At 29.5% G+C, this 14,732-nt stretch carries 11 protein-coding genes; all 11 read left to right on the forward strand.

The features are described 5' to 3' along the window. Nucleotides 1-604, forward strand: a 604-nt coding sequence (locus tag E6771_RS05445) for an autotransporter outer membrane beta-barrel domain-containing protein (RefSeq protein ID WP_316090136.1), incomplete at its 5' end; no start/stop codon positions are given. Between the two features lie 282 nt (nucleotides 605-886). Continuing rightward, nucleotides 887-3,610 carry a DNA polymerase I gene (polA, locus tag E6771_RS05450; RefSeq protein WP_316090137.1) on the forward strand — a complete coding sequence of 908 codons (2,724 nt, stop codon included), beginning with the start codon at nucleotides 887-889 and terminating at the stop codon, nucleotides 3,608-3,610. 25 nt (nucleotides 3,611-3,635) lie between these two features. Then, complete coding sequence (gene whiA / locus E6771_RS05455) at nucleotides 3,636-4,532, forward strand: DNA-binding protein WhiA (RefSeq protein ID WP_316090138.1); 897 nt, start codon at nucleotides 3,636-3,638, stop codon at nucleotides 4,530-4,532. A 13-nt stretch (nucleotides 4,533-4,545) separates the two neighbouring features. Further along, nucleotides 4,546-5,502, forward strand: a complete 957-nt coding sequence (locus E6771_RS05460; protein WP_316090139.1) for a bifunctional riboflavin kinase/FAD synthetase — start codon at nucleotides 4,546-4,548, stop codon at nucleotides 5,500-5,502. Then, nucleotides 5,477-6,157, forward strand: a complete 681-nt coding sequence (locus E6771_RS05465) for a ScpA family protein (RefSeq protein ID WP_316090140.1) — start codon at nucleotides 5,477-5,479, stop codon at nucleotides 6,155-6,157. The genes E6771_RS05460 and E6771_RS05465 overlap by 26 nt, the downstream gene beginning before the upstream one ends. A 49-nt stretch (nucleotides 6,158-6,206) precedes the next feature. After that, nucleotides 6,207-7,667 (forward strand): murein biosynthesis integral membrane protein MurJ, encoded by a 1,461-nt coding sequence (gene murJ / locus E6771_RS05470; protein ID WP_316090141.1) that lies wholly within the window; start codon nucleotides 6,207-6,209, stop codon nucleotides 7,665-7,667. A 3-nt stretch (nucleotides 7,668-7,670) separates the two neighbouring features. After that, nucleotides 7,671-9,191 (forward strand): Eco57I restriction-modification methylase domain-containing protein, encoded by a 1,521-nt coding sequence (locus E6771_RS05475; RefSeq protein WP_316090142.1) that lies wholly within the window; start codon nucleotides 7,671-7,673, stop codon nucleotides 9,189-9,191. Nucleotides 9,192-9,210: 19 nt separating this feature from the next. After that, nucleotides 9,211-10,275: a magnesium/cobalt transporter CorA gene (gene corA, locus E6771_RS05480; RefSeq protein ID WP_316090143.1), complete on the forward strand. Its 1,065-nt coding sequence runs from the start codon at nucleotides 9,211-9,213 to the stop codon at nucleotides 10,273-10,275. Between the two features lie 55 nt (nucleotides 10,276-10,330). Next, nucleotides 10,331-11,002 carry a hypothetical protein gene (locus tag E6771_RS05485; protein WP_316090144.1) on the forward strand — a complete coding sequence of 224 codons (672 nt, stop codon included), beginning with the start codon at nucleotides 10,331-10,333 and terminating at the stop codon, nucleotides 11,000-11,002. A 13-nt stretch (nucleotides 11,003-11,015) separates the two neighbouring features. Further along, the gene (gene coaBC / locus E6771_RS05490; protein WP_316090145.1) at nucleotides 11,016-12,191 is read left to right on the forward strand and encodes a bifunctional phosphopantothenoylcysteine decarboxylase/phosphopantothenate--cysteine ligase CoaBC; all 1,176 of its coding nucleotides are present in this window, start codon (nucleotides 11,016-11,018) and stop codon (nucleotides 12,189-12,191) included. 238 nt (nucleotides 12,192-12,429) lie between these two features. Next, nucleotides 12,430-14,697, forward strand: coding sequence for a bifunctional dihydroorotate dehydrogenase B NAD binding subunit/NADPH-dependent glutamate synthase (locus tag E6771_RS05495; protein WP_316090146.1), 2,268 nt, complete (start codon nucleotides 12,430-12,432; stop codon nucleotides 14,695-14,697). Nucleotides 14,698-14,732 lie beyond the last annotated feature (35 nt).

The following is a 14,732-nucleotide window of genomic DNA, read 5'->3' on the forward strand; positions in this document are numbered from 1 at the left end:
AGGAGTGGGATTCCAGTATGGAGATTATGATATAGACAGAATAGCAGCAGGAAGAGGAATAACTGAAACAAGAAATTATTCATCAAACTATAATGATATGACATATGATATCTATCTAAATGGAAGATATTCCAACCCAATAGGAGATAATCTATTTCTTGAACCATATGGAACACTTTCATATACATACATAGATCAGGATGGAGCAGATGAGGGAAACAAAGCTCTGGCTATAGAAACAGATTCAAAATCATTTGACTATACATCAGCTAAAGTAGGAGTAGACCTTAAAAAAGTAATACCACATGAAAAAGGAAAGAGTACACTGACAGCAGGAGTAAGCTATACAAGAATATTAGATGGAGCAGATGAGGAACATATCAAAGGAAGATTTAAAAGTGGAAGGGACTTTGATATCTTAGTTGCTCATAAAAATGAACATAGCATAGGACTGAATGCAAAATATGCTCTTGAACTTGAAAATGGAGTACTTTTTGATGTAAAGGGAACTTATGCAGTGGAAAGAGAATCAAATAATAATTCAGGAAAAAATAAAACAAAAGGTGAATGGATAGTAGGAGCAGGATTGGGGTATAAGTTTTAATTCCATATAAAAAATTATTTCAACAAAACAGTAAAATTCAGAGTATCTAAAAATATTTACTCTATTTTAAAAATTAATAAGGATTGATTTCTGTGACCTACAGGAGTCAGTCCTTTTATATTTCATATTTTAAGCAGAAATATATTTCCAGATTTAATATATAAAAAAAACTTATTATAAAATTTTTAGAATATAAAAAGGGAAAAAATTTTATAGAGGACTTTGTATAGATTTATGATATAATATGAAATGGAAAATAATTTGAGTTATGGAGGAGAAAAAATGAAGAAAGCTGTACTTTTGGATGTAAGTGCAATAATGTATAGAGCATATTTTGCAAACATGAATTTTAGAACTAAAAATGAACCTACAGGGGCAGTATATGGTTTTACTAATACACTTTTAAGTATAATAAAAGAGTTCTCCCCTGATTATATAGGAGCAGCTTTTGATGTAAAGAGAGCTTCTCTGAAAAGAAGTGAAATATACAGTGAATATAAAGCACAAAGAGATGCAGTACCTGAAGATCTTCTTTTGCAGATACCAAGAATAGAAGAATTATTAGATGGATTTAATATAAATAGATTTAAAATAGATGGATATGAAGCTGATGATGTAATAGGAACACTTTCTCAGAAGCTGTCAAAAGAGGGAATAGAAGTAATTGTAGTTACAGGAGATAAAGATTTAGCTCAAATACTTGATAAAAATGTAAAAATAGCTCTTCTTGGTAAAGGAGAAGGTGGAGATAAATTTAAAATACTGGAAACAGATGAAGATGTTGTAGAATATTTGGGAGTAACTTCTAAAATGATTCCGGATTTTTTTGGCTTAATAGGAGATTCAAGTGACGGAATACCAGGAGTTAGGAAAATAGGACCAAAAAAAGCTGTTCCTATGCTTGAAAAGTATAAAAATTTAGAAGGAGTTTATGAAAACATAGACAAATTAACTGAAATACCAGGAATAGGAAAATCCCTTATAACAAATATGAAAGAAGATAAAGAAATAGCTTTTATGAGCAGAAAACTTGCTGTTATAGAAAAAGATATTCCATTAGACTGTAAAATAGATGATTTAAAATATTCTCTGGATAATAAAAAACTTTTGAATTTGTTTAAAACATTGAAATTTAGAGTGTTAGTAAAAAAAATGGGATTGGAGTCAGCAGCACCACCAGTTGAAGAAAAAATACCTGAATCTAGCAATCTCCAGATGGGGTTATTTGCAACTTCTTCTGTGGAGGAAAGGGAAACCGTTGCACCAGTATCAAAAGATAGAAATTTTATGATAGTGGATGATGAAGAAAAATTTAAACAATTCAGTGATAAATTAGCAAAAGAGAAGAGATTATCTTTCTTTTATTCAGAAACAGGATTTGCTGTAAGTTCTTTAAAAGATGATTTTTATATTCCATTAGGACATACACCACTGTTTCATAAAAATCTTGATTTAAGTAAAATAAAGGAATTCTTTAGAAATTCTGATTCTGCATTTATAACATATAATTTTAAACCTTTATTAAATGAGGGTATAGAAATAAAAAATATGGATATGGATTTAATGATAGCATATCATTTAATTTCTTCTCAAACTAAAGAAGGAGTGGAAATCCCTCTTGAGCAGCTATCAGGAATAGATATACCATCATATTCGGAAAAGTTTGGAAAAGAAGCTCCAGGTAATCTTTCTACTGAAGAATATGGAAAGTTTCTTGCAGAAAGAAGCAAAGGAATAATGGAAACTTATGGTATAGCAATGGAAGAGATTAAAGGAAAAAATCTTTTTGATGTGCTTAAAAAAATAGAAATGCCTCTTATAAAAGTACTTTCTGCAATGGAAAGAAGAGGAATAAAAATAGATCCAGTATATTTTGCTAAATATGAAAAAGAGCTGGAGACATTATTAAATGACCTTCAAAAGAAAATATTTGAGATAGCAGGAGAAGAATTTAACTTAAATTCTCCTAAACAACTGGCAGAGGTTTTATTTTTTAAATTAAATTTAGACCCTGTGAAGAAAACAAAAACAGGGCTTTCTACTGATGAAGAAGTGCTGGAAAAATTGAAAAATGATGGAATAGAAATAGCTATATATATACTAGAATACAGAAAATATGCAAAACTGAAAAATACATATGTAGATGCTCTTCCTAAACTGGCAGACAGTAAGGACAGGCTTCATACAACATTTAATCAAATAGGAACTACAACTGGAAGACTTTCATCATCTAATCCAAATCTTCAAAACATACCTGTAAAAACAGATGAAGGAATGAAGATAAGACAGGGATTTATAGCTGATGAAGGAAATGTTCTTATGGGAATAGATTATTCACAGATAGAACTTAGAGTTCTGGCTGAGCTATCAAAAGATAAAAATCTTATAGCTGCTTATAAAAACAACGAAGATCTTCATAGAGTAACTGCAAAAAAAATATTTGAACTTGAAGATGGACAGGAAGTAAGCCGTGAACAGAGAATAATTGCCAAAACTATAAATTTCAGTATAATATATGGAAAAACAGCTTTTGGATTATCTAAGGAATTAGGAATCACTCAAAAAGAAGCTAATGATTATATTAACAGATATTTTGAACAGTATCCCAAAGTAAAGGATTTTGAAAGATCAATAATTGATTATGCTGAAAAAAATGGATATACAGAAACATATTTTGGCAGAAGAAGAATAATAGAAGGAATCATTTCTAAAAATAAAAATATAAAAAATCAGGCTGAAAGAATGGCTGTAAATAGTGTAATTCAAGGAACTGCTGCTGAAATACTGAAAAAGGTCATGATTGAGATATTTAAAGTTATAGAAAATAAAGAGGATATCTCTCTTTTATTGCAGGTACATGATGAACTTATATTTGAAATAAAAGAGGAAAAAATAGAAGAATATAGAACAATAATAGAAAATATAATGAGAAATTCTGTTAAATTTGATGATGTAGTCCTGGATATAAATACCAATATTGGTAAAAACTGGGCAGAGACAAAATAGTTAAAATCAAAGGGGGAGAGCAGAAATGTCTTATACCTTTAAAGTAAAGCAGGAGATATTGGCAAATGAGGTAACCAGCGAAATAGAAAAAACATCTGAATTATCTGGAATACTCCTTAGTAAGAATGCATTAGGAAAAGATAAAATAGAACTTAAGCTTGAAAATCTTTCATTAGCAAAAAGAGTATATAAGATACTTAAAGAAATAACCAATCTTACTATTGGAATAAAGTATCTTACAAGTCGGAGACTTGGAGAACATAATGTATATGTTATAACTGTGCAGAAACAAAGAGGATACAGAGATTTTATAAATAAAATAGACATACCTAAAGATGCTGTATCAGATAATGAAGATATACTTAAAGGATTTATAAAAGGAATATTTTTAGCATGTGGGTATATTAAAGACCCTGTGAAAGAGTACGCTTTAGATTTTTTTATTGACAATGAAGAAGCTGCTGACAAGCTTTATGAATTGCTTCAAGAAGAAGGAAAAAAAGTATTTAAAACTAAAAAAAGGAATAAACCTTTGGTGTATCTTAGAAATTCAGAAGATATAATGGATGTAATGGTAATGATTGGTACTATACAGGCTTTTTTCAAATATGAAGAAACTACTATGATAAAAGATTTAAAAAATAAAACTATCAGAGAGATGAACTGGGAAGTAGCCAATGAAACAAAAACATTAAATACTGGAAATAATCAAATAAAAATGATAAATTATATAGGAAAAATACTTGGTTTGAATACCCTAAGTCCTGTGTTGGAAGAAGTAGCATTTTTAAGATTACAAAATCCTGAAAGCTCTCTTCAAGAAATAGCTGAAATGATTGGTATATCAAAATCAGGAGTAAGAAATAGATTCAGAAGAATTGAAGAAATTTACAACAATCTTTTAGAGGAAGAAAGAGAATAGGGGAATAAGCAATATGAAAATAATCAATGATATTTTTGATACAAAGGAACAATTTCACAATAGCTATGTTGCCATAGGGACATTTGATGGAATACATTATGGACATCAGCAGTTGATAGAAGCAGCTGTGAAAAAAGCTAAAGAAAACAATGGGGTGTCTGTTGTGTTTACTTTTGCCAATCACCCAATGGAGATAATAGATGCTTCAAAAATACCTAAAAGTATCAATACTTTAGAAGAAAAGATATATATTTTAGAGAATATGGAGGTAGATTATCTTATCCTTCAGCCTTTTAATAAAAAATTCGCTGATTTAACAGCTGTTGAATTTGTAGAAATATTAAAAAAAGATGTAGATAGTAAGGAAATATTTGTAGGATTTAATTTTTCCTTTGGAGAAGGGGGAAAAGCAAAAACTAAAGATCTTATAGAAATTGGTGAAAGTATGGGTATTAAAGTTAACGAAATACCTGCTGTAGCTATTGATGATCAGATTATCAGTTCCACTTTAATCAGAAAAAGTATTCAGCGTGGAGAATTTGAAAAAGTGAACAAATATTTAGGACATCAGTTCCTTATAATTGGTGAAGTAATACATGGTAAAAAGATTGCAAGACAGTTAGGATTTCCTACAGCTAATATAAAATTATCAAATAGATTATATCCTCCTTTTGGAATATATGGTGCTATGGTAAAAATAGAAGGGGAAGATATAGAAAGATATGGTGTAGTAAATATAGGAGTTAACCCTACCTTAAAACCGGGAGAGAGAAGTGTAGAAGTACATATTCTTGATTTCGACGGAGATATATATGGGAAAAAAATATATGTGGAAATAATGAAGTTTATGAGAGATGAGAAAAAATTCAGTTCTGTAGATGAGCTTAAACAAGTGATAGGGAATGATGTAAAAAACTGGCAAAGTTTTGTAAAAGTGAGGAAAAATGGATATAGTTCTAAAGATAGATAATTTTGAAGGGCCTTTGGACCTTCTTCTTCATCTTATAGATAAAAAAAAATTGAAGATATCTGAAATAAAAATATCTCAAATAATAGATGAATATCTTTCTGTGCTGGAACAGGCAAAAGATGAGAACTTTCACATAAAAGTAGAATTTCTTGTTGTAGCATCTGAACTGTTAGAAATAAAAGCTTCAACTCTTTTAACTATCAATGATGAACAGAACAAAGAGAAGGAATTAAAAAGAAGATTAGAAGATTACAAACTTTTTAAAGAGATAGCTGTAAAAGTTGGAGAGATGGAAAATGAATATAATATCTCTTATTCCAGAGGTGAAGGAAGAAAAATTATTAAAAAAGTAGCAAAAGAATATGACCTTTCTAAACTAAAAGCTGGAGATTTATACAGTTTATATGTAAAGTATCTTAAAAAGAATGAAGATGATGAATATATGGAACTTCATCTGGATAAGCAGTATACTTTAAAAGATGAAATGGATAGATTATACTTAAAAACTTTTTCACAAAACAGAACTTTCGATTCACTTTTTGAAGAAGCAGAAAATAGAATGCATCTTGTATATATATTTCTTGCCATATTAGAATTATATAAGGATGGACTTATACTTATAGATGGAGATATGGTTATGAGAAATAAGCATTGATTAAATTTTTAAATACAACTATATAATAAAAATAGAGGAGTTTTTTTTTATGTTCAGAAGCGGGCTTCTAGTAATGATAATAACAATGGTAAGCAGAGTTCTGGGATTGGTAAGAGCTACTATTATAGCTTACTACTTTGGTGCTTCAGCAGCAACAGATGCATACTTTAGTGCTTTTAAAATAAGTAATTTTTTTAGACAATTACTGGGAGAAGGAGCATTGGGAAGCTCATTTATCCCTTTATATAATGAAAAAATAGAAACAGAGGGAGAGGAAAAAGGAAAAGAATTTATATATTCCATATTAAATCTTATCTTTATTTTCAGTACCATTGTAACACTTTTAATGATAATATTTTCACAGAATATAATAAATCTTATAGTAAATGGATTTCCAGCAGAAACAAAAATACTGGCATCACAACTTTTAAAAATAATGTCAGTATATTTTATATTTATAAGTATTTCTGGAATGATATGTGCTATGTTGAATAATTTTAAACAGTTTGCAATTCCAGCTTCAACTTCAATCTTTTTCAATCTTGCCATAATTTTAGCTTCAATGGGATTCAGCAAAACTTTTGGTATCTCGGCTTTAGCATATGGTGTTGTAATTGGAGGAATATTCCAGCTTTTAGTAGTACTGCCATCATTTTTTAAAATAGTAAAAGGATATTCATTCAAAATAAATTGGAGAGATCCATATTTAAAAAAAATATTTATACTTATGTGTCCTATGTTGGTAGGAATAGTTGCAAGACAATTAAATACAATAGTAGATCAGGTATTTGCTTCATATCTGCAAGAGGGTGGGGTAACAGCTTTGGAAAATGCAACAAGACTGTATCTTCTTCCAGTAGGGGTATTTGGAGTATCTATATCAACTGTTATATTTCCAGTATTAGCAAAGGCAGTAGCAAAAAATGATTTAAAAACAGCAGAAAATAATATTGTTAAAGGACTTAATATACTGTTATTTTTAATTATACCTTCAATGGCAGTACTGACATTTTATTCTGCTGATGTTATTAGATTGACACTTTCTTATGGAAAATTTGGAGAAGATGCTGTAAAAGTTACATCAGAAGTTCTGCTTTATTATTCATTGGGATTGTATTTTTATACGGCAATATATCTTATGACAAGAGCATTTTATAGTGTAAAAAATAGTTCTTATCCTGTAAGGTTTTCTATAGTCTCTATTATAATAAATATAATTCTTAATTTTATTTTGATAAAGCCAATGGCATATAGAGGACTTGCTCTTTCTACTTCTATAGCTTCAGGAGTAAATTTTTTACTTCTTGTATATGTATTCAGAAAAAAATATATGGAATTTCCATTGAAGAAATCTTTAATATTTTTCGGAAAAGTATTATTAACAACAACAGCTGCTTTAGGTGCAAGTTATTATATACATAATACAATTGTTAAATTATTTATATTTTCAGCAGTATATATGGTATTCTGGACAAAATCTCTTATAAAAAATAAAATGGAAGTGTTTTAAATTATGAAAGAAGAGTATAATTACAGTATTTATACCCCTCATAAAATAGCAAAAGAGATCATTGAACAAGCATTTAAGTGCTATTTTGGTGAGAATAAAACTTTAAAAAAATTAAAAGCCGTAAAGTTGGGAGACCTTTCCTGTGGAAATGGGAATCTTTTGTTAATAGCTTTAGAAAAACTTTTAGAGATATCTAAAGAAATTACAGGAGAATATTTTTTTTCTGATACATGGGTTACAGGATTTGATATAAATGAAAAAGCAGTAAAGCTTACTGTAGTAAAAGGCAGGGAATTATTAAAGAGATATGGACTTGTTGGAGAGATAAAAATATTATGCTGTAATTCACTGGAACTGGAAAATATAAAATTTAATATCCTTTTAGGAAACCCTCCATATTTAGGAGAAAAAAATAATAAGAGTATATTTCAAGAGATACGAGAAACAGAATTCGGTAAAAGATATTATGAAGCTAGAATGGATTATTTTTATTTTTTTATAGAAAAAGGCATAGAAATATTAGAAGATAAAGGAATAATGGCATACATAACTACGAATTACTGGCTCAGAGCCGACAGCGGCAAAAAATTGAGAAAGACATTGAGAGAAAATGGAAATTTTTTGGAGATTATAAATTATGATAACTCAGTATTCACAAAGGCTGTAGGACAGCATAATATAATATTTCTTTGGGAAAAAGATAAAAAGAAAGATAAAAAAGTAAAAATAAACATTCCTGAAAAAAAATTTGAAATAAAAAATACATTATTGTACGATGATAATGGAAAAATAGTCTTAGCTGATGAAGAAGCTCTGAAATTTAATAAAAAAATATTAAAAATGTCTAACTATAAAATGAAAGACTTGGTCAATATTAATCAAGGAATTGTTTCAGGATTAGATGAAGCATATATATTTAAAGAGTATAAAGATGAATTTAAAGATTACTTGAAACCTTTTTATAAAAATAAAGATATAGAAAAATATACAAATAAAAAAAATAGTTTCTGGATATTATATCTGGATGAAAAAACTATTCCTGATGAAACTGTTATGAAACATTTAAAAAAATATCAAACTAAACTTTCCAAAAGAAGAGAAGTAAAAACTGGAAGTATTAAGTGGTGGGAACTTCAATGGGCAAGGGAAAGAGAGATGTTTACCAAATCTAAAATATTAGTGCGTCAAAGATGTAAAACTAATCAATTCTCTTATGATGATGGAGAATTTTATGGAAGTGCAGATATATATTTTATAACAAAGAAAAATGAAAATATAAATCTTTTTTATATACTGGGGTATATAAACTCAGAAGTTTTTTTACAATGGTTTAAATACAATGGTAAAATAAAAGGAAAAAATTTTGAATTTTATTCTACGCCTTTAAAAGAGACACCTGTATATTATCCTGAAAATAAAAATGAAATAATGTATGTAGAGGAATTAGTAAAAAAGCAAATAAAAAATTTTTCTCAAGAAAGAGAAAAGGAAATAGATGATTATTTCAGAAAAAGATTGAAATAGAAGAAGTGAGGTAAATTAAATGAAGGATTCATCAAATAGAAAAAAAAAGGTAGGACTTCCTCCTGGGAGTATAATATACACAGGTGAAGATTCTGATCACAAAATATCTATTGAAGTATTTTCATATAATGACAGTATAATAAAAAAGGAAAATTATAATGAAGATGATGACTTTAGTTTTGATAAAAATTTTAGAGGGGTTACCTGGGTAAATATAGATGGTATTCATAGTATTCCCTTAATAAAAAAAGTAGGTGAAATGTATGACCTGGATAATTTGATACTGGAAGATCTTGTGAACAGCACTCAAAGAGCAAAAGTAGAGGAACGAGAAGATTATTTATTTATAGTAATGAAAATGTTAAACTTAAATCTTATTTCAAAAGAAATAGCCTATGAACAGGTATCTTTCATACTTGGAGAAGATTATCTCCTTACATTTCAAGAAAGCCCAGGAGATATTTTTGATACTATAAGAGCAAGAATAGAAGCACATAACTCTAAAATGAGAAAGAAAAGTGTAGGATATCTTGCATATACAATAATAGATACAATAGTTGATAATTATTTTCTTATATTAGATGAGGTAGAATTAGAAATAGATCGATTAGAATCTAAGGTTATAAACAATTCTAATAAAGATGATCTTCAGTCTATAATGAACTTAAAACAGAAAGTAACTACTTTAAAAAGGTCGATATCTCCAATAAGAGAGCTTATAGCTAAATTACAGTCAAAAGGACTCACAGAATATTTTAATGATGATATAAAAATATATTTGACAGACTTGTATGATCATGGAATAATTGTATGTGATACATTGGATATATTGAACAGCAGGGTAACAGAGCTTGTTCAGCTTTACAATTCTACTATCAGTAATGGAATGAATGAAGTTATGAAAATTCTTGCTATTATATCAACAATATTTATGCCATTAAGTTTTTTAGCCAGCTTATATGGTATGAATTTTAAATATATGCCAGAATTAGAATGGCGTGATGGATATTATGTAATCTTATGTGTCATGTTTATTTTAGTTTTGGGAATGCTTACATATTTTAAAAGAAAAAAATGGTTGTAGTTATTGGCAAAATGCTTTATAATCTAATTAATATCAATGTACTTGGGAGGAATTTATGGGACTATTATCAATATTCAAAAAAAGTAATGATGAAGAATATTTGAAAAAAATTGAAAAACTGGAAGAAACGCTTTCTTCTAAAGAAAATGAAATTTCTAATTTAATCAATGAAATCGAATCTTTGAATAAGTTTACACCAAGACAGTTAGAAGTATTCGAGAAAAACCTTAAGGAGAACAAAGAAGAAGTTCAAAGGTTAAAAGATATTTTGGATTCTTACTGTATTCCTTATAATACTAAAGAAAAATATTCTTATAAGGTAGAAATTGAAAAATTTTTCTCTTCAAGTAAATTTCAAGAATTAAATATGGCATTAAAAGAAAAGGGAGTTACATATCTTCAAGAGATGACTTTTGATTTGCTTGATGCTATGCCAGAGGATTTGAAAGGTATAGAAGAAGGAAAGAAAAAGTATCAAGATTATTTGGATAAAAAGATTGAATGGGAAATAGTTACTCTTTTAAACAAAGGAGAAAAGATCAGTAAAATCTATAGTAAAACTAGAAAATTTGCTAACATACTCAGTGAAGGATGTTATGAATTTATGGAAGATATGAGAGATTATGATTTTGATAGTTTAGTAGATGCAGGATTTACTGCTGAACAAATAAAAGAATTTAAAGAAAAAAGAGATGAATATTATCTTGAAAAAAGAATAGAGAAATAATTGGAGGACAATAATGAAAAATATACTGCTGGGAGTAACTGGCGGAATAGCTGCTTATAAATCAGCAAATATAGTTTCTCTTTTGAAAAAGAAAGGTTATAATGTAAAAGTTATAATGACTGAAAATGCAACTGAAATAATAACACCTCTCACTCTTGAAACTTTATCTAGAGAGAGGGTTTATGTAAGTATGTGGGATAGGACTCCTCATTTTGAAGTGGAACATATTTCACTTGCTCAATGGGCAGATGTAGTGCTTATAGCACCTGCAACATACAATATAATAGGAAAAATAGCTAATGGAATAGCAGATGATATGCTTTCAACTGTAATTTCCGCAACTAAAAGTCCAGTCTTTTTTGCTTTAGCTATGAATGTCAATATGTATGAGAATCCAATTTTAAAAGAAAATATAGAGAAACTGAAAAAATATAATTATAATTTTATTGAATCAGATGAAGGATTTTTAGCATGTAATGTAAATGCAAAAGGAAGACTGAAAAATGAAGCTGAAATAGTAAGTATATTAGAAAAATATTTTGAAGAAAAAGAAACAGATAAATATTTAACTGGTAAAAAAATACTTATTACTGCTGGAAGAACAGAAGAAGCTATAGACCCTGTAAGATATATTTCCAACAGATCAAGCGGGCAGATGGGATATTCTCTGGCGACAGCAGCACAAAAGCTGGGAGCAGATGTTATCCTGGTTTCAGGACCTTCAGAACTTGATATTCCAGAGGGATTAAAAAAATTCATAAAAGTAAGAAGTGCTCAAGAGATGTATGACGCTACTGTAAAAGAATTTGAGACAGCGGATATAGCAATTGCTTGTGCCGCAGTTGCTGATTACAAACCAAAAGTATATTCAACTGAAAAAATAAAGAAAAAAGATGAAGATATGACTATTATTTTGGATAGAAATCCTGATATTCTATTTGAAATGGGAAAATTGAAGAAAAAACAATTTTTGATAGGTTTTGCAGCTGAAACAGAAAATATTATTGAAAATGCTCTTGGTAAATTAAAAAGAAAGAATCTGGATATGATAGTAGCTAATAATGCTGTTAATATGCAGAAAAAAACTAATGAAATATTTATAATAAAAAAAGATGAAGATATGAAAGAGATACCTGAAAAGGAAAAGTCTCAACTTGCATATGATATACTTAAAGAAATAAAATTATAAAATAAAAAAAGAGAGAATTTAATGAAAGGTATTCATAAAAACTTCTCTTTTTTTTGTATAATTTTTTATTATAAAGTTTTTTAAAATCATCATATAGACTTAGAAGAATGGAATTTTTGAACAATATAGCATTGGATACTTTTAGGAAATTAAGCCTGAGGAAATTAAAGGTTGACTTACAGTATACTCTAAGGTATATAATAATAAAAGATAAATGTAATAAAGGAAGGTAATTTGAATGTATAAAATAGTAGAAAAGAAATGGCTAACACCCATCATCTGTTATATGGATATAGAAGCTCCTGATTTAGCTGCTTCAGCTCAACCAGGACAGTTTCTTATTATCAAGACAAATCCTAAAGGGGAACGTATTCCCTTGACTATATGTGACTATGACAGAAAAAAGGGAACTGTAACTATTGTTTTTCAAGTACTGGGAGAGAGTACAAGAAAAATGGGAGAATTTGAAAAAGGAGAATATTTTGCTGATGTAGTAGGTCCTCTTGGACAGCCAAGCGAATTGATTCATACAGATATAGAGGAACTGAAAAAGAAAAAATATCTCTTTGTAGCTGGAGGTGTTGGAACAGCTCCAGTATATCCACAGGTAAAGTGGATGAAAGAAAATGGAATGGATGCTGATGTAATAATTGGTACAAGGAGCAGAGATACTTTAATATTTGAAGATGAAATGAAAGCTGTATCAGAAAATCTCTATATATGTACAGATGATGGAACATATGGGAAAAAGGGAATGGTTACAGATGTGATAGATGATCTTTTAAAAGAAGGAAAACATTATGATCATGCGATTGTAATTGGTCCTATGATAATGATGAAATTTGCTTCTAAAAAATGCAGAGAAAACAATATTCCAAATACTGTAAGCTTGAACCCTCTTATGGTTGATGGAACTGGAATGTGTGGTGCGTGCAGAGTAACAATTGAAGGAAAAGTAAAATTTGCCTGTGTAGATGGGCCAGAATTTGATGGGGATCAGGTAAACTTCGATGAAGCTATGAGAAGACAGAATATGTACAAGACAGAAGAAGGAAGAAATATACTTGAGATAGAAGATGGAGAAACTCACTATAATCCATCTTGTCCAAGTCATGAAATAATAGTTGATAAAAAGAAAAGGGTACCTGTAAGAGAGCAGGAGCCAGATATAAGAAATAAAAACTTTGAAGAAGTATGCTATGGATATAATATGGAAGAAGCTCAGGCGGAAGCATCAAGATGTCTTAACTGTAAAAATCCATTATGTGTACAGGGATGTCCTGTATCAATAGATATACCAGCTTTTATTCAGAAGATAAAAGAAGGAGATATGAAGGAAGCTGGAAAAATAATAGCAAAGTATTCTAATCTTCCAGCAGTATGTGGAAGAGTGTGTCCACAGGAAACTCAGTGTGAAGGAAAATGTATATTAGGAATAAAGGGCGAACCTGTATCAATTGGAAAATTGGAAAGATTTGTTGGAGACTGGGTAATAAATAATGGAATAGAATATGAGATAAAGGAGAAGAATAATAAAAAAGTTGCAGTTATTGGAGGAGGACCAGCAGGACTTACAGCAGCAGGTGACTTAGCTAAGCTGGGATATGATGTAACTATATATGAAGCCCTTCACAAGCTGGGGGGAGTACTAAGTTATGGAATACCAGAATTCAGACTTCCAAAGGAAAAAGTAGTTGATAAGGAAATAGAAAATCTATATAAACTGGGAGTAAAAGTAGTAACTAATGCTGTAGTAGGAAGAACTTTTACAATAGATGAACTACTAGCTAGAAGAGGATTTTCTGCTGTATTTATAGGAAGTGGTGCAGGACTTCCAAGATTTATGAATATACCAGGTGAGAATTATAATGGAGTAATATCAGCAAATGAATTTTTAACAAGAGTAAATCTTATGAGAGCCAATAAGTCTGATTATGCGACACCTATAAAAATAGGTAAGAGAGTAATAGTGGTAGGTGGAGGAAATGTTGCTATGGATGCAGCAAGAACTGCCAAGAGGCTTGGAGCAGATACAACAGTTGTATATAGAAGAGGAGAGGCAGAACTTCCAGCTAGAAGAGAAGAAGTGGAGCATGCAAAGGAAGAAGGGATTAAATTTCATTTCCTAGTATCACCAACAGAAATTATAGGAGATGAAAAAGGCTGGGTAAAAGAGATAAAATGCATAAGAATGGAATTGGGAGAACCAGATGAAAGTGGGAGAGCAAAATTTTCACCAATAGAAAACAGTGAATTTATAATAGAAGGAGAAACTGTGATAATGTCATTGGGAACATCGCCAAATCCTTTGATAGCTTCAACAACGGGAAATCTTAAAGTTAATAGATGGAAAGGTATAGAAGCAGATGAAGAAACAGGAAGAACATCAAGAGAGGGAGTATTTGCAGGAGGAGATGCAGTAACAGGAGCAGCAACAGTAATACTTGCAATGGAGGCAGGAAAGAAAGCAGCAGCTGAAATAGATAAATATTTAAAAAATAAATAAATTTTTAAAACCTGATGGAGTATTTAATGTATTTG

Source organism: Fusobacterium sp., assembly GCF_032477075.1.
Lineage (GTDB): Bacteria > Fusobacteriota > Fusobacteriia > Fusobacteriales > Fusobacteriaceae > Fusobacterium_A.

Bases quoted from the DNA above. Each gene is read 5' to 3' on its own strand.
- E6771_RS05460 (WP_316090139.1), top strand. From the start codon at position 4,546: ATGAAAATAATCAATGATATTTTTGATACAAAGGAACAATTTCACAAT.
- E6771_RS05485 (WP_316090144.1), top strand. From the start codon at position 10,331: ATGGGACTATTATCAATATTCAAAAAAAGTAATGATGAAGAATATTTG.
- murJ (WP_316090141.1), top strand. From the start codon at position 6,207: ATGTTCAGAAGCGGGCTTCTAGTAATGATAATAACAATGGTAAGCAGA.
- E6771_RS05465 (WP_316090140.1), top strand. From the start codon at position 5,477: ATGGATATAGTTCTAAAGATAGATAATTTTGAAGGGCCTTTGGACCTT.
- E6771_RS05475 (WP_316090142.1), top strand. From the start codon at position 7,671: ATGAAAGAAGAGTATAATTACAGTATTTATACCCCTCATAAAATAGCA.
- whiA (WP_316090138.1), top strand. From the start codon at position 3,636: ATGTCTTATACCTTTAAAGTAAAGCAGGAGATATTGGCAAATGAGGTA.
- coaBC (WP_316090145.1), top strand. From the start codon at position 11,016: ATGAAAAATATACTGCTGGGAGTAACTGGCGGAATAGCTGCTTATAAA.
- corA (WP_316090143.1), top strand. From the start codon at position 9,211: ATGAAGGATTCATCAAATAGAAAAAAAAAGGTAGGACTTCCTCCTGGG.
- polA (WP_316090137.1), top strand. From the start codon at position 887: ATGAAGAAAGCTGTACTTTTGGATGTAAGTGCAATAATGTATAGAGCA.
- E6771_RS05495 (WP_316090146.1), top strand. From the start codon at position 12,430: ATGTATAAAATAGTAGAAAAGAAATGGCTAACACCCATCATCTGTTAT.